The 21,765-nt window shown below is 60.1% G+C and carries 20 protein-coding genes and 1 pseudogene; 9 read left to right on the top strand and 12 right to left on the bottom strand.

Annotated features, from left to right (window positions below; translation table 11 throughout):
* Nucleotides 1-31 precede the first annotated feature (31 nt).
* The 5 genes from ACI2KS_RS27920 to ACI2KS_RS27940 all read right to left on the bottom strand — a co-directional run bounded on the left by ACI2KS_RS27920 (nucleotide 32) and on the right by ACI2KS_RS27940 (nucleotide 4,597).
* Entirely contained in the window at nucleotides 32-1,810 is a 1,779-nt protein-coding gene (locus tag ACI2KS_RS27920) for an ABC transporter ATP-binding protein (RefSeq protein ID WP_404624342.1), read from the bottom strand.
* Nucleotides 1,811-1,859: 49 nt separating this feature from the next.
* Nucleotides 1,860-2,462, bottom strand: coding sequence for a DsbA family protein (locus tag ACI2KS_RS27925; RefSeq protein ID WP_404624343.1), 603 nt, complete (start codon nucleotides 2,460-2,462; stop codon nucleotides 1,860-1,862).
* 36 nt (nucleotides 2,463-2,498) lie between these two features.
* A complete protein-coding gene (locus ACI2KS_RS27930; protein ID WP_404624263.1) occupies nucleotides 2,499-3,470 on the bottom strand; it encodes a rhodanese-related sulfurtransferase in 972 nt (323 codons plus the stop codon).
* A gap of 281 nt (nucleotides 3,471-3,751) precedes the next feature.
* A complete protein-coding gene (locus ACI2KS_RS27935) occupies nucleotides 3,752-4,048 on the bottom strand; it encodes a BolA family protein (protein WP_404624264.1) in 297 nt (98 codons plus the stop codon).
* A 12-nt stretch (nucleotides 4,049-4,060) separates the two neighbouring features.
* The gene (locus tag ACI2KS_RS27940; protein WP_404624265.1) at nucleotides 4,061-4,597 is read right to left on the bottom strand and encodes a DUF2059 domain-containing protein; all 537 of its coding nucleotides are present in this window, start codon (nucleotides 4,595-4,597) and stop codon (nucleotides 4,061-4,063) included.
* 262 nt (nucleotides 4,598-4,859) lie between these two features.
* Here ACI2KS_RS27940 and ACI2KS_RS27945 point away from each other — a divergent pair, with 262 nt between their 5' ends.
* From ACI2KS_RS27945 to ACI2KS_RS27955, 3 genes are all read left to right on the top strand, one after another.
* Complete coding sequence (locus ACI2KS_RS27945; RefSeq protein WP_404624266.1) at nucleotides 4,860-6,254, top strand: class II fumarate hydratase; 1,395 nt, start codon at nucleotides 4,860-4,862, stop codon at nucleotides 6,252-6,254.
* Entirely contained in the window at nucleotides 6,247-6,861 is a 615-nt protein-coding gene (locus tag ACI2KS_RS27950) for an NAD(P)H-dependent oxidoreductase (RefSeq protein ID WP_404624267.1), read from the top strand. Before ACI2KS_RS27945 ends, ACI2KS_RS27950 begins: the two co-directional genes overlap by 8 nt.
* Before the next feature lie 352 nt (nucleotides 6,862-7,213).
* Nucleotides 7,214-7,429, top strand: a complete 216-nt coding sequence (locus tag ACI2KS_RS27955; protein ID WP_404624268.1) for a DUF6316 family protein — start codon at nucleotides 7,214-7,216, stop codon at nucleotides 7,427-7,429.
* A 3-nt stretch (nucleotides 7,430-7,432) separates the two neighbouring features.
* Here the strand turns inward: ACI2KS_RS27955 and ACI2KS_RS27960 are convergent, their stop codons facing one another.
* On the bottom strand, nucleotides 7,433-8,023 hold the full coding sequence (locus tag ACI2KS_RS27960) for a tRNA-uridine aminocarboxypropyltransferase (RefSeq protein ID WP_404624269.1): 591 nt from the start codon (nucleotides 8,021-8,023) through the stop codon (nucleotides 7,433-7,435).
* Nucleotides 8,024-8,033: 10 nt separating this feature from the next.
* On the bottom strand, nucleotides 8,034-8,927 hold the full coding sequence (locus ACI2KS_RS27965) for a LysR family transcriptional regulator (RefSeq protein WP_404624270.1): 894 nt from the start codon (nucleotides 8,925-8,927) through the stop codon (nucleotides 8,034-8,036).
* Between the two features lie 230 nt (nucleotides 8,928-9,157).
* Here ACI2KS_RS27965 and speB point away from each other — a divergent pair, with 230 nt between their 5' ends.
* From speB to ACI2KS_RS27980, 3 genes are all read left to right on the top strand, one after another.
* The gene (gene speB / locus ACI2KS_RS27970) at nucleotides 9,158-10,108 is read left to right on the top strand and encodes an agmatinase (protein ID WP_346832118.1); all 951 of its coding nucleotides are present in this window, start codon (nucleotides 9,158-9,160) and stop codon (nucleotides 10,106-10,108) included.
* Between the two features lie 216 nt (nucleotides 10,109-10,324).
* Nucleotides 10,325-11,704, top strand: a complete 1,380-nt coding sequence (locus ACI2KS_RS27975) for a sodium:solute symporter (RefSeq protein WP_404624271.1) — start codon at nucleotides 10,325-10,327, stop codon at nucleotides 11,702-11,704.
* Nucleotides 11,705-11,953: 249 nt separating this feature from the next.
* Nucleotides 11,954-12,244 (top strand): hypothetical protein, encoded by a 291-nt coding sequence (locus ACI2KS_RS27980; protein ID WP_404624272.1) that lies wholly within the window; start codon nucleotides 11,954-11,956, stop codon nucleotides 12,242-12,244.
* Nucleotides 12,245-12,384: 140 nt separating this feature from the next.
* On the opposite strand, the gene ACI2KS_RS27985 is transcribed toward ACI2KS_RS27980, so the two are convergent.
* From ACI2KS_RS27985 to rmuC, 3 genes and pseudogenes are all read right to left on the bottom strand, one after another.
* Entirely contained in the window at nucleotides 12,385-12,510 is a 126-nt protein-coding gene (locus ACI2KS_RS27985; RefSeq protein ID WP_256601618.1) for a PA1414 family protein, read from the bottom strand.
* 191 nt (nucleotides 12,511-12,701) lie between these two features.
* A pseudogene (locus ACI2KS_RS27990) lies at nucleotides 12,702-14,152 on the bottom strand (NCS1 family nucleobase:cation symporter-1).
* Nucleotides 14,153-14,539: 387 nt separating this feature from the next.
* Complete coding sequence (rmuC, locus tag ACI2KS_RS27995) at nucleotides 14,540-15,904, bottom strand: DNA recombination protein RmuC (protein ID WP_404624344.1); 1,365 nt, start codon at nucleotides 15,902-15,904, stop codon at nucleotides 14,540-14,542.
* A gap of 1,089 nt (nucleotides 15,905-16,993) precedes the next feature.
* On the opposite strand from rmuC, the gene ACI2KS_RS28000 reads away from it, so the two are divergent.
* From ACI2KS_RS28000 to ACI2KS_RS28010, 3 genes are all read left to right on the top strand, one after another.
* Nucleotides 16,994-17,218, top strand: coding sequence for a hypothetical protein (locus tag ACI2KS_RS28000; protein WP_404624273.1), 225 nt, complete (start codon nucleotides 16,994-16,996; stop codon nucleotides 17,216-17,218).
* 280 nt (nucleotides 17,219-17,498) lie between these two features.
* On the top strand, nucleotides 17,499-17,990 hold the full coding sequence (locus tag ACI2KS_RS28005) for a hypothetical protein (protein ID WP_404624274.1): 492 nt from the start codon (nucleotides 17,499-17,501) through the stop codon (nucleotides 17,988-17,990).
* 139 nt (nucleotides 17,991-18,129) lie between these two features.
* Nucleotides 18,130-19,434 (top strand): OmpP1/FadL family transporter, encoded by a 1,305-nt coding sequence (locus ACI2KS_RS28010; RefSeq protein ID WP_404624275.1) that lies wholly within the window; start codon nucleotides 18,130-18,132, stop codon nucleotides 19,432-19,434.
* Between the two features lie 90 nt (nucleotides 19,435-19,524).
* Here ACI2KS_RS28010 and ACI2KS_RS28015 read toward each other — a convergent pair whose 3' ends face one another.
* Nucleotides 19,525-20,076, bottom strand: coding sequence for a glutathione peroxidase (locus ACI2KS_RS28015; protein ID WP_404624276.1), 552 nt, complete (start codon nucleotides 20,074-20,076; stop codon nucleotides 19,525-19,527).
* A gap of 197 nt (nucleotides 20,077-20,273) precedes the next feature.
* Complete coding sequence (locus ACI2KS_RS28020) at nucleotides 20,274-21,482, bottom strand: MFS transporter (RefSeq protein ID WP_404624277.1); 1,209 nt, start codon at nucleotides 21,480-21,482, stop codon at nucleotides 20,274-20,276.
* Nucleotides 21,483-21,765 lie beyond the last annotated feature (283 nt).

A 21,765-nucleotide genomic window follows, 5' to 3' on the forward strand; every position in this document is an offset into this window, starting at 1 on the left:
GATCCATGACGCAAAAAACCGACAGGCTGTATCAGAGTTGTTGAAGGTGGCCGTAAAGCCGGGCATAGAGGCCGCCCTCGGCGATGAGCTGCTGATGGTCGCCATCTTCGGCAACGCTGCCGCCATCAAACACCAGCACGCGGTCGGCTTGTTTCACTGCCGACAGGCGGTGGGCGATGATCAGCGTGGTCCGACCACTGAGGAAACGATTGAGGGCCTGATGCAGGTTGTATTCGGTGGCGGCATCCAGCGCCGAAGTCGCTTCGTCCAGAATGACCACTTTGGGATCGGCCAGGACCATCCGTGCAATCGCCAGGCGCTGGCGCTGGCCGCCTGACAAACGTACGCCCGAGCGCCCCACGACACTGTCCAGACCGTGAGGCAGCGCCCGGATGGTCGCGTCCAGCTGAGCAATTTCCAGGGCACGCCAGCAGGCCGGATCGCTGCGCTCGCGGCCCATCGTCAGATTGGCGCGCACCGTGTCGTTGAACAGCGCAGGATGTTGAAGCACCACGGCGACATGCTCGCGAACGGTCTCCAGACCGATGTCTTCAAGGCTCGCGCCGCCGAAACGAATGCTTCCGGACCGGGCGCTGTAAAGCCCCAGCAGCAGTTGCACCAAGGTACTTTTGCCACCGCCGCTGGCGCCGACAATCGCTACCTTTTCCCCCGGGGTGATCGACAGGTCCAGGTGATCGAGTACCAGTTCTTCGTTATAACCGAAGCACAGGCCGCGCACGTCGATGCTCACCGTGTCACGACCGATGAAGGGATTGATCCGCGCCGGGTACTGAGGCTCGTCGGCCCGCGCCAGCAGTTCATTGATCCGGGTAAGTGCGCCGCCGGCGGCATAAAACGCGTATTGCAGATTCAGCAACTGCTCCACCGGGCCGATCATGAACCACAGGTAGCTGAAGACCGCCAGCATATGGCCGATGGACAGGTCGGAGAACAGCACCGTGAGCATCGCCGCGGCACGGAAAATGTCGATACCGAACTGGAACAACAAACCGCTGGCACGTCCCGATGCGTCGCTTTTCCATTGCGACGACACCGCGTAATCGCGCACTTCCCGGGCGCGTAGCCCCAGCAGACCAAGAAAATAGCCCTGACGGTTACCGGCCCGAATTTCCTGGATCGCGTCCAGGGTTTCGGTCAGCGCCTGGGTAAAGCGCGCGGTGCTGTCGTTTTCCAGCTTCTTGAGGTGCTTGACGCGCTTGCCCAGCTTCACCGTGGCATAGACCACCAGCGGGTTGAACAGCAGGATCAACAGCGCCAGCTGCCAATGCATCCACATCAGAATCGCCGCGGTGCCCGTGAGGGTCAGCATCGCTACGAGAAATTTGCTCAAGGTCTCGCCGACGAACTTGTCCAGCGTGTCCAGATCGGTGACCAGGTGCGCTGTCACAGTCCCGCTGCCCAGGCTTTCGTACTCGCCCAGGGAAATCCGCTTGAGCCGCTCGATCAGACGGATGCGGATGCGATAGACAATGTCCTTGGCCAGCCCGGCGAACAGACGCGCCTGAATGACGTTGAACAGCAACGCCCCAAGACGCAGACACAGGGTGGTGACCAGCATCAGGCCGATGTAACCCAGCGGTTTGTGCAGGCTGACCGGTAAAAACCGGTTCATGAAAATCAGTGCTGAATCGCCCTTGCCCAGCAACACTTCATCAACCAGTAATGGCAACAGCAACGGGATGGGCACCGAACACAGCACCGCCAGCACCGCAATGCCGTTGGCGATCCACAGCGATTTTCGGTGATGCAGGGCCAAGCGTCGGACCTGCGCCCAACTGAGACGATCAATGTGCGCCGCGCCCGCCGTGGCTGGGGCGATGCCTTCAATGTCGACAGGGTCACGCACTGGCGGCGCGCTCCAGCCAACGGCTGAGCAAAGGCGCGATTTCTTCCAGAGGTTGATAGCCGTTGGTCAACAGGGCCAATTGCCCATTGCGCTCGGCAAGCAAGGTGGGAAAGCCGGCGATGCCCAGATCCTGAACCCAGGAGAAGTCGGACGCGGTGGCCGCCAGTTGCTCGGCACTGTCGAACGCTTCGGCGAACTCGATGCGTGGCAGCCCGGCCTTTTCAGCCAGTTGCGCCAGCACCGAGGCCTGGGTGACGTCCAGACCCTGCAGGTAAAAAGCCTGCTGTATTTCCTTGACCAGCTTCCAGGCGATGTCCGGGGCCAGACTGCGCGCCGCTACAACAGCACGGCAGGCAGGTTCGGTGTCGTAGACAAAACCGTCCGGCAAGGCCCCTTCGAACTGGAACGACTGCCCGGTCGTGTCATGCACCGCCTGCCAGTGCTCAAGAATATAGCGCCGGGTGTTCGGCTCAAGTGCCGCGCCACTGCCTGTGCGCAAGCCGCCTACCACCAGATGCAGCGGCAGCCCGGCTGCCCGCGCCTGCTCGACCAGTGCGTCGGCCACGGGCGCAAAGCCCCAGCACCATGAGCACATGGGGTCCATTACGTAGAGCAGACGGGCATGCATGGCTCAGGCCTCGTGGGTGTGTGTTTCGTCAGCCTCGGCATCCAGCTGACGATAATTGCGACCGATGGGGTGTGGCTGATTGCGCGCCTTGGCCAGGTCGATCTGCTTTTGCCGGTCGATGGCGCTGCGACGGGTTTTCTCGCTCAATGAATCCCAGCAATGCGGGCAGCTGACGCCGGGTGAATAGTGCTCGCTGGCCCGGTCTTGCGCGCTGATGGGTGTGCGGCACGCATGGCATTGATCGTAGTCGCCTTCGGTCAGGTCATGGCGTACGGTCACGCGATTGTCGAAGACGAAGCAGTCGCCGCGCCACTGAGTTTGTTCCTGCGGTACCTCTTCGAGGTATTTGAGGATGCCGCCCTTGAGGTGATAGACCTCTTCGAAGCCCTCGCCGAGCATGAAGCTGGAGGCCTTCTCACAGCGGATCCCGCCGGTGCAGAACATGGCGACTTTCTTGTGTCTGGCCGGATCGAAGTTGGCCTTGATGTACTCGGGAAACTCGCGAAACGTCGTGGTCTTGGGATCGATGGCACCTTCGAAGGTGCCGATGGACACTTCGTAATCGTTACGGGTGTCGATCAGCAGCACTTCAGGGTCGGCAATCAGGGCGTTCCAGTCCCGCGCCTCGACGTAGGTGCCGACCGCCTTGTTCGGGTCTACGCCCTCAACGCCCAGGGTGACGATTTCCTTCTTGAGCTTGACCTTGGTGCGGTAGAACGGCTGGTCGTCGCAGTACGACTCTTTATGGTCGATGTCGTCCATGCGCGGGTCGTTCTTGAGCCAGGCCATCAGCCCGTCGATGCCTTCGCGGCTGCCGGAAACCGTGCCGTTGATGCCTTCTTCGGCAATCAGCAAGGTGCCTTTGATGCCGTTGTCGACCATTGCCTTGAGCAACGGCTCGCGCATCTGTACGTAGTCGCTAAGGGTGACGAATTTATACAGCGCCGCGACGACGATGGGTGCGGTTTGGGTCATGTTGCATCTCCAGGTGGTGACCCTCGCAAAGGGCCTACCGGATGAATGATTCAGGTCAAGCGTGCCGTCCGGGCAACGCGGCGCGGATTCTAGCAAAAATCGGGGAAGTGCAGACAGAGGGGGTGATCAGCGGGGGATTGATCTGGATCTACAGACCCGTTTATTCCCGGATGAAATGCAATCGCGAGCAAGCTCACTCCTACAAGATTTTGCGATTGCCTGTAGGAGTGAGCTTGCTCGCGATAGGGCGCAAGCGGTCGAATCAACCTTGTAGCAACGACTCAGTCATGCCCACCGGCGCAGGTCGGCGAAGCGGGCGCGATGCCCAGCTGTGACCATTCCTGCGGGGTGTAGGTATGCAGGGCCAAGGCATGGAACTCGCCCATCAAGCCCCCCAGCAGGCCGTAGACCTTCTGGTGGCGCTTGACGGCATTGAGGCCAGCGAACTGCTCGCTGACCACGACCGCCTTGTAGTGCGTGTCCGAGCCACGGCTGTGCATGTGACTTTCATTGAGTACCTGTAGGTACTCAGGCTGAAAGACGGCCAGCGCGGATTCGATTCGCTGTTGCATGCTCATGTGGGGCTTCGCTTATGGCTTTTTGGCAGGGGCAGCTGGCGCCGCGCCTTTGGCACCGGCCGGAACCAGCTCATTGGTCATGTCGCTCAGCAGCTTCTCGACGGTAGGCACGGCCGGTTGCAGTTTTTCCTGAGTCATCTGGAACGACTGCTGGCTGATCTGAGGCATTTTCGCCTGGACCTTCTTGCCCAGCGGCGACTGATAGAACGCTACCAGGTCCTTGAGCTCCTGCTCGCTGAAGTTGTCGGTGTAGAGCTTGACCATGTCAGGCTGCAGCTTGTCCCAGCCGATGCTCTTGTCCAGCACGGCGTTGGTTTGGGCCTGGTACTTTTCCAGCACGGCCTTTTTGGAATCAGGGGCTTTGGTTTCAGCGAAACGCTGGGCGAACATTTGCTGCGCTTGCATGTAAATCGGCGCACCCAACTGGTCGGCGTGAGCCAGTTTGAGGAACGCTACGGCACTGGCCTCATGGCTGGCGGTGGCGGCGAGAACCTGGCCGCTGGCGCATACCAGAGCGACCGCAGCACAGATGGCACGAAGACGGGTCATCGAGTTTCCTTATCTAGCAGGCGAGGCTGAACCCCAAGACCGACCATTCTGCGCTCGTTTTTACCCTGCGCTCAACCCCCGGGCCTACGAGCGGTTGAATCGCCGCCGCACGGTGGCGGCCTGCAGCGAAGGTTTCACAGGACCTCGCCCGGCGTTTTGTCGCACACTGGCAGCCGATGTTCTTGCCGCCTAGCCACTACCGGGAACCGAACCGGCTTCCCAGGTACTAAACTGCGCTAGCCGATCTTAAGGAGTGAGTCCAGTGAGCCGTACCGAAACCGACAGCATAGGTCCGATTGAAGTCCCCGAAGACGCTTACTGGGGGGCGCAGACCCAGCGTTCTCTGATCAACTTTGCCATCGGTCAGGAGCGCATGCCCCTGCCGGTGCTGCACGCACTGGCCCTGATCAAGAAGGCGGCGGCGCGGGTCAACGACCGCAACGGCGATTTGCCAGCCGATATCGCCCGGCTGATCGAACAGTCGGCCGATGAAGTGCTCAGCGGCAAGCTCGACGAGCAGTTCCCTCTGGTGGTCTGGCAGACCGGCAGCGGCACCCAGAGCAACATGAACGTCAACGAAGTCATCGCCGGTCGTGGCAACGAGCTGGCGGGCAAGGGTCGCGGCGGCAAGTCCCCGGTGCACCCCAACGATCACGTCAACCGCTCACAAAGCTCCAACGATTGCTTTCCTACCGCGATGCACATTGCTGCGGCGCAAGCGGTCAAGGAACAACTGTTGCCTGCCATCGCCGAGCTGTCGGCCGGTATCGCCGAACAGTCGGCACGCCACATGAAGCTGGTGAAGACCGGGCGCACGCACATGATGGATGCCACGCCGATCACATTCGGCCAAGAGCTTTCGGCGTTCGTCGCGCAACTCGATTACGCTGAAAAGAGCATCCGCGCAGCCCTGCCCGCCGTGTATGAGCTGGCCCAGGGCGGCACAGCGGTGGGCACCGGCCTCAATTCGCCCCACGGTTTCGCTGAAGCGGTGGCCGCCGAACTGGCGGCGCTTTCCGGATTGCCGTTTGTCACCGCGCCCAACAAGTTCGCTGCACTGGCCGGTCATGAGCCACTGACGGCGCTTTCGGGCGCATTGAAGACCCTGGCCGTGACCCTGATGAAAATCGCCAACGATCTGCGCCTGCTAGGCTCCGGCCCCCGCGCCGGGATCGCCGAAGTCAGACTGCCGGCCAACGAGCCCGGCAGTTCGATCATGCCCGGCAAGGTCAACCCGACTCAGTGCGAGGCATTGTCGATGCTGGCGTGTCAGGTCATGGGCAATGACACCACCATCACCTTCGCGGCAAGCCAGGGCCATCTGCAACTGAACGTGTTCAAGCCGGTGATCATTCACAACCTGCTGCAATCGATTCGACTGCTCGGTGATGGCTGCCGCAACTTCAATGAACACTGTATCGCCGGGATGGAGCCGGATGCGGCGAAAATGGCCGAGCACCTTGAGCGTGGTTTGATGCTGGTGACGGCGCTGAACCCGCATATCGGTTATGACAAATCGGCGCAGATCGCCAAGAAGGCCTACAGCGAAGGCCTGACCCTGCGCGAAGCAGCCTTGCAGCTGGGCATGTTGACCGACGCCGAGTTCGATGCCTGGGTACGCCCTGAGAAAATGCTCGAGGCCGGCAGCAATGGCTGAGCCGATAAGTGGCGCCACGCCACTGGAAGGCTATGGCAAACGCATCCTGATGGTCATCGGCTCGCCCAAGACCATTAGCCTGTGTCATGCCCTGGGTGACGCTTACGCCCAGGGCGCGCGCAGTCAGGGGCATGTGGTACGGGTGCTGAAACTCGAGGAGCTGGCGTTCGACCCGGTGCTTCGCGGCGGCTACGAATCCAGCCAGACACTGGAGCACGACCTGTTGGAAGCCCAGCGCGAAATTCACTGGGCCCAGCATCTGGTGTTCGTCTATCCCGTCTGGTGGGGCGGACTGCCGAGCCTGCTCAGCGGCTTTTTCGACCGGGTATTCATGCCCGGTTTCGCCTTCAAGGCTCACGGTCGCCATCATCCGTCCAATGAACTGCTCAAGGGCCGTACCGCCGAGCTGCTGGTGACGCTGGACACCCCCTCACGCTATTTCCGCTGGGTGTTCAAGGCGCCGGCGCACTGGCAGATCAAGCGCACCATTCTGGAGTTCTGCGGCATCAAGACCAAACGCCTGACGGAGTTTTCCCCGGTCCGGACATCCACCGAAGAACAGCGCCAGCAATGGATTCGGCAGGCAGAGGAGCTGGGCAAGCGTTAATCTCCATTTGTGGTCCGGCCGCAGCCGGAAACTGATCCCGATCACACCGCAGAAGCTGTGGCAGACGTCGCAGGTTACGACGGCAGCGAATGCGGTGTGTCAATCTCCATTCAAGGCCGCTGACCCAACGCATTCGCCAGCAAACCGGCTCCCACCGGTGTGTGCAGCGGCCCGCTGTATTCACTCGTCTCAACGCGCAGCACTGCTTCAAACCGGCGCGGTTTGGAGTAAAGTATCGAACGTCCAGCCCGCTTTTCCGTCTCACGCTGTGGAAAGGCAATCGGCTTGGCAACTACAGGTTTAGCCGTCCTGAAACCATCTCCAACCCACCCTCCCGAGAACGGAGAAGGCTATGTTGAGCAAGCGTGATCAAGATCCCCAGACCGCCGTGCACTTTCGCAGCGACCGCGTTTCGCGCGTCAACGGCCTGTATTTCTTCAGCACCCGTGAAAACACCCTCGAAGGCCCCTTCTTCACTAAAGAGGATGCAGAGCGCGAAACCGAGGCTTATATCCGCCGCATGCAGGCCGGCAGGACGCCCGCGCCGCCCGCTTCGCTCAACGGCTGACCGTCATGAATGATTGCGCTTGAAGGTCTGCGGCCCCATCGCCGCAATCTGGCCCTCGATCAATGCATCGAATGGACGCAGCAATGCCTCGAACGAGCCGCTTGGTTCCAGCGTCTCCAGGGCATGCACAATCGCCTCCAGCGTAGATAACGCATCTGGCCCCGGCGCCTTGCGCAACCGGTAGCGCGAGCTCGGCGCATCTTGCAGGCTGACCCTGGGCAGGGCCGCCAACAGCGGATTAAGGTGCAACAGTTTGCGCGCCTTGCGCCAGGTGCCGTCGGGGACCACCAGCAACGTCGGCTCCTGCTCGACGCCTGAGGCACTCAGCGCGGTGGCGCCCTCCCCCGGAAACAACAGCCGCGGCCGGTACCCTGGCACGTCAAGCCATTGACCCAGATCCTCGAACACCTCTCCCACCAGCAACTGCGCGTTGTTCAAGCCCAGTGCCGCCAGCCGTGCGGTGTTGAGCGCATGCCTGACCTCGCTTGGATGTTGCAGGATCAGCACGCGAGTCCGGCTGTCCAGCCGAGGGATCAGCGCACACAGGCAGTGATCTTCCGGCCGCAGACAACGCTCACAACGGGCACGGGACATGAAAGGCCTCCTAAACCGGGTTGAGCTGGGCTTTGAGCAGATCGCGAAACGTCTGGATCAACGGTTCGCGACTGCGACCGCGGCGCAGGATCATGGAGAACGGCGCCTGATAGCCGAAAGTGGCTGGCAGCAGAACCCGCAGGTGGCCGGAGTCGACCCAGGATTGCGCGTAATGCTCAGGCAGATAGCCGATGTAAGCGCCGGAAAGCACCAGAATCAGCTGTGCCTCCATACTCTCCACCGTCGCCGCACTGTGCTTGAAGCCGTGGCGTGCCAGCTCCGCCTGGCTCCAGTAGCCCCGACCGACCATGCGCTGTTGGGTAATCACCGGCTCCGGAATGCGCCGCTCGGCAAACAACGGATGCCGATTGCTGCAGTACAGCCAGTGCTGCTCGCGGTAGAGCGGCTGATACAGCAGGCCGTTCATGCGCGTGGAAAACGAGCCGATGGCCAGGTCCAGGCGGTTGTCCAGCACCCCCAGTTGCAGCTCGTAGGGACTCATTACCGACAGGTGCAAATGCACGGCCGGGTGCTCTTCGCTATAGGCCCCGATCACTTCGGCGAACGGCAGCGCCCGATCGCTCACCGTCGAGTCCAGCACCCCGAGATTCAGGGTCCCGCGCAATTCGCCCTTGAGTGCCGCGGCATACAGTTCGAAACCTTCCAGCTCACCGAGCAGGCGCAGGGTTTCCTGATGAAACAACTCACCCTTGCTGGTCAGACTGAAACCGCCACGGCCACGGTGGCACAGGACAATGCCCAGGGCCGACTCCAACTGGCTCATGTAGGTACTGATCGCCGATGTCGACAGATTCAGCTCCTGCTGGGCGCTGGCGAAGCCTTGGTGACGGACCACGCAAACAAAGATGCGCAGCAGTTTCAGGTCAGGTAATGCGTTGGCCATGGAGACACCGGAAAGAACCATATGCGCGAATCAGACTGTCACCCTGTAGCAGCCCGGAGACAGGGATCGTAATGCGCGGCAGCTTAACCTGATTTTCACGATAGTTCAGAATTCTCTGAACTAAGTATTTTGCCTCAGCGATTGTTCCCAAGGCCTGTGGTTCGCAGAATCGGCGCACTGTTTATCCCAGCTTCCGACCATTATTGACAACCAACCGATGAGGCAATCCCGTGGACAAGATTTTCCACCAACCACTGGGCGGCAACGAAATGCCGCGCTTCGCCGGCATCGCCACCATGATGCGCCTGCCCCACCTGCAATCGGCCGAGGGCCTGGATGCCGCCTTCATCGGCGTGCCTCTGGACATCGGCACCTCGCTGCGCGCCGGTACCCGCTTCGGCCCTCGTGAGATCCGCGCCGAGTCGGTCATGATCCGCCCTTACAACATGGCCACGGGCGCCGCGCCTTTTGACTCGCTGTCGGTTGCCGACATCGGCGACGTCGCCATCAACACCTTCAACCTGTTGGATGCGGTGCGCATCATCGAAGAAGCCTACGACGGTTTTCTCGAACACGGCATTATCCCGCTGACCCTGGGCGGCGATCACACCATCACCCTGCCGATCCTGCGCGCCATCCACAAGAAACATGGCAAGGTCGGCCTGGTGCACATCGACGCCCACGCTGACGTCAACGACCACATGTTCGGCGAGAAAATCGCCCACGGCACCACCTTCCGCCGCGCTGTGGAAGAAGGTCTTCTGGACTGCGACCGTGTGGTGCAGATCGGTCTGCGCGCCCAGGGCTATACCGCCGAAGATTTCAACTGGAGCCGCAAGCAGGGCTTCCGCGTGGTCCAGGCCGAAGAGTGCTGGCACAAGTCGCTGGCGCCGCTGATGGCTGAAGTTCGCGAAAAAGTCGGCGGCGGCCCGGTGTACCTGAGCTTCGACATCGACGGCATCGACCCGGCCTGGGCGCCTGGCACCGGCACCCCGGAAATCGGCGGGCTGACCACTATCCAGGCCATCGAAATCATTCGCGGTTGCCAGGGCCTGGACCTGATCGGTTGCGATCTGGTAGAAGTCTCGCCGCCCTATGACACCACCGGCAATACCTCGTTGCTGGGTGCCAACCTGCTGTACGAAATGCTCTGCGTGTTGCCGGGTGTGGCACATCGCTGAACCCGATCTGACAACGCGGCTTTTCTGTAGCAGTCCGGCTTGCCGGCGGTAGCGGCTTCAAGGGCGCCACCGCCGGCAAGCCGTGCTGCAACAAAGGCGCACCTGTCGCCTCTGATACCGCTGCACCCTATAAAAAACCTTCACCGCTGACTGCCCACGCCGTCTCAGCCGGATGATGCGCGACTCACTATAAAAACAATGATTGGAGACACTTCCATGGCTTTAGATATTTTCGTCGTGCTGATTTACGCAGCCGGCATGTTGGTGTTGGGCTGGTATGGCATGCGCAAGGCCAAGACCCACGAAGACTACCTGGTTGCCGGTCGCAACCTCGGCCCGACCTTGTACATGGGCACCATGGCCGCAACCGTTCTGGGCGGCGCCTCCACTGTCGGCACCGTGCGCCTGGGCTATGTGCACGGTATTTCGGGTTTTTGGCTGTGTGCTGCATTGGGGCTGGGGATCATCGCGCTGAATCTGTTCCTGGCCAAGCCGCTACTCAAGCTGCGCATTTTCACCGTCACGCAAATCCTCGAAAAGCGCTATAACCCCATGGCCCGCCAGGCCAGCGCGGTGATCATGCTGGCCTACGCGCTGATGATTGGCGTGACCTCTATCCTGGCCATCGGCACTGTCATGCAAGTGCTGTTCGATCTGCCGTTCTGGATTTCGGTGCTGCTGGGCGGCGGCGTGGTTGTGGTCTATTCAACCATCGGTGGCATGTGGTCGCTGACCCTGACCGACATCGTCCAGTTCGTGATCAAGACGGTCGGGTTGATGTTCATCCTGCTACCGATCTGCCTGTATCGGGTGGGCGGCTGGGACGAACTGGTCGCCAAGCTGCCGGCGTCGAGTTTCAGCTGGACCACCATCGGCTGGGACACCATCATCACCTACTTCCTGATCTACTTCTTCGGCATTCTGATCGGCCAGGATATCTGGCAGCGCGTGTTTACTGCCCGCACCGACAAGGTCGCTCAGTACGCTGGCTCGATCGCCGGCATCTATTGCATCTTCTACGGCCTGGCGTGTGCCCTGATCGGTATGGCCGCGCATGTGCTGCTGCCTGATCTGGCCAACGTCAACACCGCCTTTGCGGCCATCGTCAAAGCCTCGTTGCCGGACGGTATCCGTGGCCTGGTCATCGCCGCAGCCCTGGCAGCCATGATGTCCACCGCCAGCGCCGGCCTGCTCGCCGCCTCCACCACCCTGACCGAAGACCTGCTGCCAAAACTGCGCGGTGGCAAACAGTCGAGCCTGGGTATCAACCGCCTGTTCACCGCCCTGACCGGTATCGTCGTGCTGGCCATCGCGCTGGTGGTCAACGATGTGATCAGCGCATTGACCCTGGCCTATAACCTGCTGGTCGGCGGGATGCTGATCCCACTGATCGGTGCGATCTTCTGGAAGCGCGCTACTACGGCTGGGGCCATCACCAGCATGGCGCTGGGTTTCCTCACTGCGCTGGTGTTCATGCTCAAGGATGGCCTGGATGCCAACACCCCGATCTATTACAGCCTGGCGATCGGCCTGGTGAGTTTTGTCGCGGTCAGCCTGGTCTCGCCACGGCCGTCGGTGGTCGCCCGCACGGCCTGACCGCGCCTTCCTGGCGCCGTGAAATATCAAGAGCGCCCTCGGGCGCTCTTTTTTATTTGCGGTTACAAAAAATCAGCACAAACGGTGCAGTCCCACCAGACAAAACTGGGCTAGCCTTCACTCATGGCCGCCAATGGGATGTCGCGTGAAACCGCGTTCAGGGAGAATCGAACACCACGGCGATCCAGCGCTAACCCTCTGTGTATGAAGTCAGGGTCACTTTCGAATTCGTCAATGCAGAGGCCCGTCATGGACCATAGCGACATCAAGCAACATGTCATCGATGCACTCGGAAAGATTCTCGTGGACAAATCCCTGATTCAGGAGCGCGACGACGCATTGCTGAGCGAACTGGTGCTGGATGAGGAGGACTTCGCCGACTTCTTCGCCAGCCTGCAGGAGGATTTCGATATCGTGCTGCCGCAGCGCATGAAGTCCGAGATCTCTCACCTGCCAGAGAACCCGGATTACAGTCAACTGACCCTGGAAGGTCTGAGCACATTGATTCAGGAGAAAATGAAGAGCCGCAAACCGGGGTAACGCTGATGCGTTCGATTCCGGTATGGCTGAGGGATACAAAAACAGTTCGCCGGCTGGAAACAGCGACGAAATGATGAGGACACATCAGCGGGCTATCGGGCGATAGCACCGCTTTTTTTCAGTCTCGTTACAGCCCTGTCCTAGCGGCGCGGGCGACGACGCTCATCGTCATCGGTACGGACAGGAATGGGCTGCAATTTCGGCCGCTCGATCAAACCCAATGCGACGCCCACATCGTGAAGCCATTCTTGCAATTTGCTGTTCATTTAACGCCCCCTTCAGGGAAATGCCGGCAGCCAACTTCTGGCCTGCTTAACGCAGATCATAGTGCTAAGGCCCACTTTACGCCTGCTACCGAGTGTCGCGGCAGGAAATTATTCCTTTCTTTGCGTTAAGACATTTCAAACCGGCAAATCCATTCCATCAAGCGACCAACGGTACACCAGTCACAGGATTGTCAACTCGCTACAGCAGGCACCAGGGTTGCACTTTCGTGGGCCTGACTGCGCCTGGCGAACACGAAAAACAATCCACCGCCCAGGAAACACCCGGTGAACCAGGCGAAGTTGGCCATTGGCTGCAACGCTGGAATGAAGGTGATTGCCACACCCGCCAGCGTCGCCACAATCAGCGCCTTGACGGCCGTGTAGTTGACCCCACCGGTGTACCAGTAGCGGCCTGTGGGGCCGTCATTGAATAGCGCGTCAACGTCGATCTGCTGCTTTTTGATGACGTAGTAATCCACCAGCAGGATGCCGAACAGCGGACCAATAAAGGCGGCCAGCACATCGAGGGTGTAGTGAATCACGGCCGGGTTGTTGAACAGGTTCCAGGGGGTGATAAAGATCGAAGCCACCGCGGCAATCATCCCGCCCACCCGCCAGCTGATCTTGCTTGGCGCGATGTTGGCGAAATCAAACGCCGGGGAGACGAAATTGGCGACGATATTGATGCCGATGGTGGCGGTCACGAAGGCGAAGGCGCCGAGCAGCACCGCCACGTCGTTGTCGATCCGGGCCACGGTGGCGATCGGGTCGTGGAGCATTTCACCGAACACCGGCAAGGTCCCAGAAACGATCACCACGGTCACCAGTGAGAAGGCGAGAAAATTGACCGGAAGCCCCCAGAAATTTCCACGACGTACTTCGGACATGCTCCTGCAGTACCGGCTGAAATCCCCAAAGTTAAGCGTAGGACCGGAGAAGTATGACACCACCAGCGCGGTCGCCATGATCACCTGAGAGACGCCTCCCAGCCGGTCAGGGATTTCTCTGACAGGGTGAAGCTGATATTGGCCCAGCCGGCCTTCCAGACGATCCACCCCGCCAGCATGAACATCACCGCGTAGACCACCGGGCCTGCCCAGTCGATGAAGCGCCGAATCGAGTCCATGCCGGTCCAGAACACGGCAGCCTGCACCACCCACAACGCCAGGAAACCAAACCAGCCCAGGTAGGACAGCCCGGCAAAATGCGGCTCTGCGTAAACCGCCATCTGTGGAAAGAATCGCAGCACGACGATGATCAGCGCGCTGGAAGCAAGATAAGTCTGCACCCCGTACCAGGCGACGGCGATCAGGCCGCGGATCACCGCCGGAATATTCGCGCCGAACACGCCAAAGGCCAACCGGCAGATCACCGGGTATGGCACAGCCGCCTGCTGGCTGGGCCTGGCGAGCAGATTGGCAATGACTTGGATGATGCAAATGCCCACCAGCAGCGCGATGAGCACCTGCCAGCTGGCCAGCCCCAATGCGAAAAGACTCGCGGCGAAAACATAACCGCCGACGCTGTGCACATCGCTCATCCAGAAAGCGAAAATGTTGTACCAGGTCCACTTCTGCGGCAGTGGTCCCAGGTCCGCATTGTACAAACGAGGGCTGTAGCCCTTGGGCATTGGCTCGGTCATCGCATTTCTCCCTGAGAGGACGAACGAGCTCCCGAAGCAGACCTGCCTGACACACTGCGTACGGGAGCGCGTGTGGGTTGTATACGAACTGATAGGCAGAATGCGTGCCACAGCGATTCAAGCAGCGCTCAAGCCAAGCTGTACAGCGGCTCGCGACGAACCCGCCAGGGCAATACTTGAGGGTGATTTTCCGTGAGATGCCCGCTCACAGTGCAGGAATGCCTGAAGTCGGTGCATTTTTTCGGGGAAGAAATACCGGCTGATAAGCTGTATACAAATTATCAACCGATTGAACCAGATCTTCTAGCAGTCCGGCGTGCTGGCGGTAGCGCCCGTACGATCGCCACTGCCGGCCAGCCGGACTGCTACAGGCTGACTAACCCGCCTTCACTCCGGCAGCTGGACCAACCCGTCTTCATCGGTCATGGCTCGCTCGAGCAGATCGGCAGGCAGATTCTTGCTCGCCCGCGCACCCAGCAGCTTGAGTTGCTCGCTACGGCTGACCAGGTTACCGCGACCCTCGACCAGTTTGTTACGGGCCGCGCCATAAGCCTTGTCGAGCTGCTGCAGACGGCTGCCGACCTCGTCCAGATCCTGGATGAACAGCACGAACTTGTCGTAAAGCCAGCCGGCGCGCTCGGCGATTTCCCGTGCGTTCTGACTCTGGCGCTCCTGCTTCCACAGACTGTCGATGACGCGCAGGGTGGCCAACAGCGTAGTCGGGCTGACAATCACGATATTGCGGTCGAATGCGTCCTGGAACATGTTCGGTTCAGCCTGCAGGGCTGCCGAGAAAGCCGCCTCGATGGGCACGAAGAGCAATACGAAATCCAGGCTGTGGAGGCCCTCCAGCCGTTTGTAATCCTTGCCGGACAAACCCTTGACGTGATTACGCAATGAAAGCACGTGCTGTTTCAGCGCCGCCTGAGCGATGACCTCATCATCAGCCGATACATACTGCTGATAAGCCGTGAGGCTGACCTTGGCATCCACCACCACCTGCTTGTCGCCCGGCAGCATGATCAGTACATCGGGCTGGAAGCGCTCGCCGTCCGGGCCTTTGAGGCTGACCTGGGTCTGATACTCGCGACCCTTTTCCAGCCCTGCGTGTTCGAGCACTCGCTCAAGGATCAACTCGCCCCAATTGCCTTGAGTCTTCTGGCCCTTCAGGGCGCGCGTCAGATTGGTTGCCTCATCACTGAGCCGTTGATTGAGCTGTTGCAGACGCTCCAGTTCCTTGCCCAACGAGAAACGCTCGCGAGCTTCCTGTTGGTAACTTTCCTCAACTCGCTTTTCGAACGACTGGATACGCTCTTTGAGCGGATTGAGCAGCTGACCCAGCTGTTGCTGACTGGTTTCAGCGAAGCGCTGCTCACGCTCGTCGAAGATCTTCCCCGCCAACTCGGCAAACTGCGCCCGCAGCTCATCGCGCGAGCCCTGAAGATCGTTCAGGCGTTGTTGATGGCTTTCCTGCTGTTCTCGCAATTCGGCATTAAGCGACGAGCACTGTGAATCCAGACGCCGCAGCTCCGCCTCTTTCAAAGCGCGCTCCTGGCTCCAGCCCTCTTGAGCCTGACGCGCCAGCTCCTGCTGTTGGCGCATCAGCTCGACTTCCCGGCGCAAGGCCGCCAGGTCCGCCAGCTTGACCGCATTGGCCTGCCCCAGGTCACTGATCTCGTCACGGCACGCATCAAGCTGCGCGTTCAGACCTTCCTGGGCCATCTGCGCATTGCTCAAGCGCTCGTCGAGCAAGGCCACCTCTGCTTCACGTTGCGCCGCCCGGCGCTGCAGTTGCCAAGCCAGCGCCAGCAACGGCAACGCCGCCGCCCCCAGTCCCAGCAACAGGCTGGTGAGGTCCAAAGCCATAAAATTCCCCAACTCCACGATCGATGCAGGCGGCATTATGCGCAGAACCTGCGACCGCGTCAGATTCAATTGAGGATCGCGAACAAGGGAATAAAGCGTAGCGCAAGCACGCAGAGGTGCGTACTAGAGCAAGCGCTTGGGACAATCCACAGAAGCTGTGGATAACTCAGTGGACAACATCCCTTTAACCCCCGCAAACGCAGACGGAACGGGGCCTGCGTTCAAACTGACGATTTTTTCACCAATGAAAAAATGCGATGCTTTTCATTGACTTAATAAATCGTTGCAGGAAATCAAGCTGTTAGGACTGTTTGTGACAGTGACATGGCAGCTAACTGCGCTAATGTGCACAACTCAAATTCCATTGGCTATAAGCCAGCGCTGCAAGGGTGATAACTCGCCTGAAGCCGCAGAAAAAGTATCAATTGGCCATCCTCGATAACCTCGGCGTGCCAATGCCCGCCGGCATCCTGCGCAATCAGGCCTGAACGCTGTGGAAGCTGCGACTTAAACAAACACTTGCAGCCCCCATCACGATCGAGTAGCATTGCCGCCGTTAGTACCAAGCTGAAAGTCAATTCTGATCGAACAAATTCCTCAATCCCGGTTTGCATATTGCGCAAACGGACTGAAAAAAGGGATCGATCACCTCGATGGTTTCCAGACATGAGCTCACACAACCTGGCGAAAAATCGCAGGTGTGGAGAATCCCTCACGATCTGCTCAAGCCAGCCTGCAAATTGATCAGGATCTTCACCCCGAGCATCGAACCTTTGCTCCTGTTGTGTTGCCTGCCCTCCGAAGTACCTACCAGTCAGCCCAGCGCCACATGATAACCGCGCTTCAACTGGCTGCTTTTGTTCCAGACAGGTTCTGCGCCCTGCCCTGACTCGCATTCGAGCATCGGCCCGCGTTTACTGGAACGTTTTTACTTTGCACGCCTCTATTGCGTGTCGATTCAGGAAACACCACTACATGACTACTCATACCCAGACTCAAGCGGCAATCCGCACCCTGACCAACGCCTTTGCACCGATGGACTGCCTGATCATGGCTGCTCGCAAAGGCTGCTTCAGCTTCACCATCGTCAATGAACACGGCATCGCCCGTCACAGCGAACGCCTTTACCCCGATCAGTACTCCAGCGCAGAACCGCTGCAGGCCGTGATCGACCGCACGCGCCAGGCACTGACCGCCTGATACCGTTCGTCGGCTGAATTAATCCGGACACCCAAGCCTCACCTTCAAACGGTGGGGCTTTTTTGTGCCTGTTTTTCCTATAAAAAGACTTCGCGGCCAAGCGCGGCGCGTCATATCGCGCGAGTGGGAAGAAGGGAAATATTTTAAAAACAGCCCTTTACACCGCAAATATGACACTACACTTCAACTCAAGCGGTCTGAGCCGCTTACGGTGGACCCCGATTCCATCCCCGCTGCCAAGCGTCAGGGTCCGCCGGCTCATCAGCCTTTAGAGGGTGTTATGGGAATCGCTGCCAGTGAACTGTGCCGTTATGTGATCCGCCCTACGCTGATCTACCTCGGCCGCCACAATCGCGAAGCGGAGTTGTTCCTGCTCGCAGTCGCCGCGAGCCAGTCGGCATTGGGTGACGAGCTCGACAGCCAGCGCGGGCACGGGCTCTACAGCATCCCCGACACGCTTCATCAAAAGGTCTGGGATGACTATCTGGCCAAAGACCCGGACCTTGCCAGCCTGGTCAGAGGCCTGGCCAGTCAGCATGCGTTTCTGACCGGGCCGGATCTGGAACTCACGGTCAACCTGCGTTACTCCACCGCGATTGCCTGGCTGATGGTCGAAGCCAGCCACCTGCCCATGCCCGCCGACGATGACCTGATGGGCATGGCGCGCATTTGGCGCCAGATATTTCAGCCCGAGGGCCGCCTGCAGGATTTCACCACGGCCTGGCAAACCTCGGTCCGCCCGCTGTTTCAGGCCGCATCAGCCATTTTGTGACCTGACGGTTTCGCCGCAGATCGCGGCACTTTTAACAGATTGTCCTACAAAAACAGCTCGAACTCGGGTGATCCAGCCTATAGCGCGTTATGAAAAATATTGGTAATTTCCGCGCGGTGATCAACAAGGAGTTCTAACAATGAAAAAAACAATGATCAAATCCAGCCTCAGTCTCGCCATTACACTTGCCTCCACCCAAATCTTCGCCTCCGGTTTTGCCCTCAACGAGCAAAGCATCAGCGGCATGGGCACCGGTTTCGCCGGCCGCTCCTCGTCCGCCGATGACGCCAGCATCGTCTATGGCAACCCGGCCGGCATGTCGCGCCTCAAACGCCAGCAAGTCACCGGTGGCGTGGCGGCGATCGACGCCAAGACCGACATTTCCGACACCAGCGGCCGAAGCGCCGGCAGCAACAAAGGCGACATGGTGCCGTTTACGGCCGTGCCGATGGGTTTTTACGTCAAGCCAATTGATGACCAATGGGCTTTCGGCCTGGGCGTCTATGCACCGTTCGGTCTGATCACCGATTACGAGAATGGCTTCCAGGGTCGTAACTTCGGCAGCAAGAGCCAGGTCAAGGTCATCACCTTCCAGCCGACGGTCAGCTATGCGTTCAACGACAAGGTATCGATCGGCTTCGGTCCGACCATCAACCGTATTTCCGGCGTGCTGGAATCGGCGCTGAATGTCAGCGGGCTGACCCTTCCGGCCACCGGCCGTGCCTCGGGCGATGGCCGCGTTCAAGTCAAAGGCGATGACGTCGGTTACGGCTTCAACGCAGGCATCCTGGTGCAAGCCACCGACTCTACCAGCGTGGGTCTGACCTACCACTCCAAAGTGACCTACAAGCTTGAAGGTCACACCGAAGTCACCCCCGGTGCCGGTGTGCCTGCGCAAATCCTCGGCGCTGGTCGCTATGACGCCAAGCTGAGTCTGGACACCCCGGAGTCGGTAGACTTCTCCGTCACTCAGAAGCTCAATGACGACTGGAAATTGTACGCCGGCACCACCTGGACGCGCTGGAGCCGTCTGCAGGACATCACCGTCAGAAACTCGGGTGTCACCCGTGCCGGTGGTGGCGCTGCACCCGCCCTGCTGGGCACCATCACCGAAGAACAGAACTGGCATGACACCTGGGCTTACGCCATTGGTACTTCTTACCAGTTGAACAAACAGTGGGTACTGCGTACCGGCCTGTCGCTCGATCAGTCGCCAACCAACAACGATAACCGCTCGCCACGCATTCCTACCGGCGATCGGACAATCTTCAGCCTGGGCGCCGGTTACAGCCCGACTGATGACATCACTATCGACGTGGCGTACTCCTACCTCAAGGAAGAGGACATCAAGGTTCGTGATGCCAACGCCCTGGGCCAGACGTACAACGCCAAGTATGAAAACAGCGCCAACGGTTTCGGCCTGGGCCTGACCTACCGCTTCTGATGCAGTTGGCGGGACGGGCTAATACCTGTCCGCCATACAGAAAAACCCCGCAGCCAGCGATGGCTGCGGGGTTTTTCTTTTTTCAGCTCATCATGGCTTGGACGCAATCGCCTTCTCGACCGCCGAAATCAGCTCAGGGTCATCCGGCGTGGTCTTGCTGGAGAAGCTGGCGATGACATTGCCTTTGCGGTCCACCACGTACTTGTAGAAATTCCAGCGCGGCGCATTGCTCTGCTCGGCCAGTACCCTGAACAGATTAATGGCGTCCGAGCCGCGCACCGGCTGGGGTTCGGTCATGGTGAACGTCACGCCGTAATTGACGTAGCAGACCTTGGCCGTTTCCGCGGCGTCGCTGGACTCTTGCTTGAAGTCATCGGAGGGCACGCCCAGCACTTCCAGGCCTTGGCCCTTGAACCGCTGATTGAGGGCTTCAAGACCTTTGAACTGCGGCGCGAAGCCACAGAAGCTGGCAGTGTTGACCACCACCATGGGCTTGCCGGCAAATTGTTTGCACAGGTCGATATCCTGTTTGGCACGCAGCCTGGGCAACTCGCCCTGCAACAGCGGCGGACAATCGGCAGCCAGAACCGCGCCGCTGACGGCGCATGACAGGACAGCAAGGCAGATCCAGCGACTTCTCATGGCAGCATCCAGGGCAGGCGGGAGGGCATCAGTGCCACACGCTACTCTCTGCCGCGCCCGATGCCTAGCCAGCCAGCCCGGCTAGCACGTCATGCCGAGCTGCAAGGCGCCGAGCCCGACACGCTGCCAGCCCCACCATGCCAACGTTAGCAGGGTCACCGCAAGGGCCATCCCGCCGAGCCAGGGCAACCAGCGGGTCACAGCGCCACCGTCTGCGCTTGCAGACGGGCCACCGGTCGTTCGCGCACGGGCCAGTTCAGGACCGCGGCCACCAGGCTCAGCGCAATCGATACGTGCCAGATCAAGTCGTAATTCCCCGTACGGTCATACACCACGCCGCCCAGCCAGCCGCCAAGGAACGCGCCCAGTTGGTGGAACAGGAAGACGATCCCGCCGAGCATCGACAAGTTGCGGACCCCGAACAGCGTTGCCACCGTACCGTTGGTCAGCGGCACCGTCGACAGCCAGAGCAGCCCCATGGAGATGCCGAACAGATAAGCCGTGGTCTGCGTCAGCGGCGCCCAGAGAAACACCACGATCACCACCGCGCGCAGCAGGTATAACCCGGTCAGCAGGCGCGGCTTGGACATCCGCCCGCCCAGCCAGCCGGCGATATAAGTGCCGAACACGTTGAACAGCCCGATCAGCGCCAGCACCGTGGTACCGACTGTGGCAGGCAAGTGCTGATCCACCAGATAGGCTGGCAGGTGTACGCCGATGAACACCACCTGAAAGCCACAGACAAAAAAGCCGAACGCCAACAACCAGAAGCCCGAATGCGTACATGCCTCATGCAAGGCCTCTCGCAGTGTCTGCTGCCCGGCGGTCACCGGTATCGGTTTGTCCTTGAGCATCGCCACCAACGGCAGAATCAATGCCACCAGCAGACCCAGGGCAACCAGCGCCATGGACCAGCCCAGCCAGCCGATCAGACCCAGCGTGCCGGGCAGCATCGCGAACTGGCCGAACGAGCCTGCCGCACTGGCCAGCCCCATGCCCATGCTGCGTTTTTCCGCTGGCAATGCGCGGCCCACCACGCCGAGGATGATCGAAAACGTGGTGCCGGACAGGCCCATGCCGATCAGCAAACCGGCACTGAGCGAAAGCGACGCCGGCGAGTCGGCCAGGCTCATCATGGCCAGCCCGACCGCATAAAGCACCCCGCCGACCAACACCACCTTGGCCGCGCCGAAGCGATCGGCCAGCGCGCCGGTAAAAGGTTGAGCCAAGCCCCAGACCAGATTCTGCAGGGCGATGGCAAAGGCGAACACTTCCCTGCCCCAGCCAAACTGCGCGCTCATCGGCGGCAGAAACAGACCGAAGCCATGCCGGGTGCCCAGCGAAAGAGCCAGAATCAAGGCACTGCCCAACAGAATCCAGCCACTGCTACGCCAGACCGACGTCATTTTTATTCTCCCAGTCATGCCGCGCAGAGATTAGGTGCATATACCACCAAATCAGAATGTGCGAACGCTACGCTGCGCATTTGGGGGTGTCAATCGACGTGACGGGGACTGACATGACTGATTCGCAATAAGTTGACATGACCGACTCTGGATTCTCGGAGGCCATACGCAGCAAGCCGGCCGGTGGCACTTCCACGCTTTTGATTCCGGCCGCAGGCCGTGGGAGTCCGGCTCGCCGACGATCTGCCGGGCACCGGCAGTAACAATCAGCCGACCGGGACGG

Source organism: Pseudomonas sp. NPDC087358, assembly GCF_044900785.1.
In the GTDB taxonomy this organism is placed as follows: Bacteria; Pseudomonadota; Gammaproteobacteria; order Pseudomonadales; family Pseudomonadaceae; genus Aquipseudomonas.

What these genes read in the sequence shown, in the direction of transcription:
- ACI2KS_RS27925 (WP_404624343.1), bottom strand. Translation starts at nt 2,462, where the DNA reads ATGTGCTCATGGTGCTGGGGCTTTGCGCCCGTGGCCGACGCACTGGTC.
- ACI2KS_RS27930 (WP_404624263.1), bottom strand. Translation starts at nt 3,470, where the DNA reads ATGACCCAAACCGCACCCATCGTCGTCGCGGCGCTGTATAAATTCGTC.
- ACI2KS_RS27935 (WP_404624264.1), bottom strand. Translation starts at nt 4,048, where the DNA reads ATGAGCATGCAACAGCGAATCGAATCCGCGCTGGCCGTCTTTCAGCCT.
- ACI2KS_RS27940 (WP_404624265.1), bottom strand. Translation starts at nt 4,597, where the DNA reads ATGACCCGTCTTCGTGCCATCTGTGCTGCGGTCGCTCTGGTATGCGCC.
- ACI2KS_RS27950 (WP_404624267.1), top strand. Translation starts at nt 6,247, where the DNA reads ATGGCTGAGCCGATAAGTGGCGCCACGCCACTGGAAGGCTATGGCAAA.
- ACI2KS_RS27955 (WP_404624268.1), top strand. Translation starts at nt 7,214, where the DNA reads ATGTTGAGCAAGCGTGATCAAGATCCCCAGACCGCCGTGCACTTTCGC.
- ACI2KS_RS27960 (WP_404624269.1), bottom strand. Translation starts at nt 8,023, where the DNA reads ATGTCCCGTGCCCGTTGTGAGCGTTGTCTGCGGCCGGAAGATCACTGC.
- ACI2KS_RS27965 (WP_404624270.1), bottom strand. Translation starts at nt 8,927, where the DNA reads ATGGCCAACGCATTACCTGACCTGAAACTGCTGCGCATCTTTGTTTGC.
- ACI2KS_RS27975 (WP_404624271.1), top strand. Translation starts at nt 10,325, where the DNA reads ATGGCTTTAGATATTTTCGTCGTGCTGATTTACGCAGCCGGCATGTTG.
- ACI2KS_RS27980 (WP_404624272.1), top strand. Translation starts at nt 11,954, where the DNA reads ATGGACCATAGCGACATCAAGCAACATGTCATCGATGCACTCGGAAAG.
- ACI2KS_RS27985 (WP_256601618.1), bottom strand. Translation starts at nt 12,510, where the DNA reads ATGAACAGCAAATTGCAAGAATGGCTTCACGATGTGGGCGTCGCATTG.
- ACI2KS_RS28000 (WP_404624273.1), top strand. Translation starts at nt 16,994, where the DNA reads ATGACTACTCATACCCAGACTCAAGCGGCAATCCGCACCCTGACCAAC.
- ACI2KS_RS28005 (WP_404624274.1), top strand. Translation starts at nt 17,499, where the DNA reads ATGGGAATCGCTGCCAGTGAACTGTGCCGTTATGTGATCCGCCCTACG.
- ACI2KS_RS28010 (WP_404624275.1), top strand. Translation starts at nt 18,130, where the DNA reads ATGAAAAAAACAATGATCAAATCCAGCCTCAGTCTCGCCATTACACTT.
- ACI2KS_RS28015 (WP_404624276.1), bottom strand. Translation starts at nt 20,076, where the DNA reads ATGAGAAGTCGCTGGATCTGCCTTGCTGTCCTGTCATGCGCCGTCAGC.
- ACI2KS_RS28020 (WP_404624277.1), bottom strand. Translation starts at nt 21,482, where the DNA reads ATGACGTCGGTCTGGCGTAGCAGTGGCTGGATTCTGTTGGGCAGTGCC.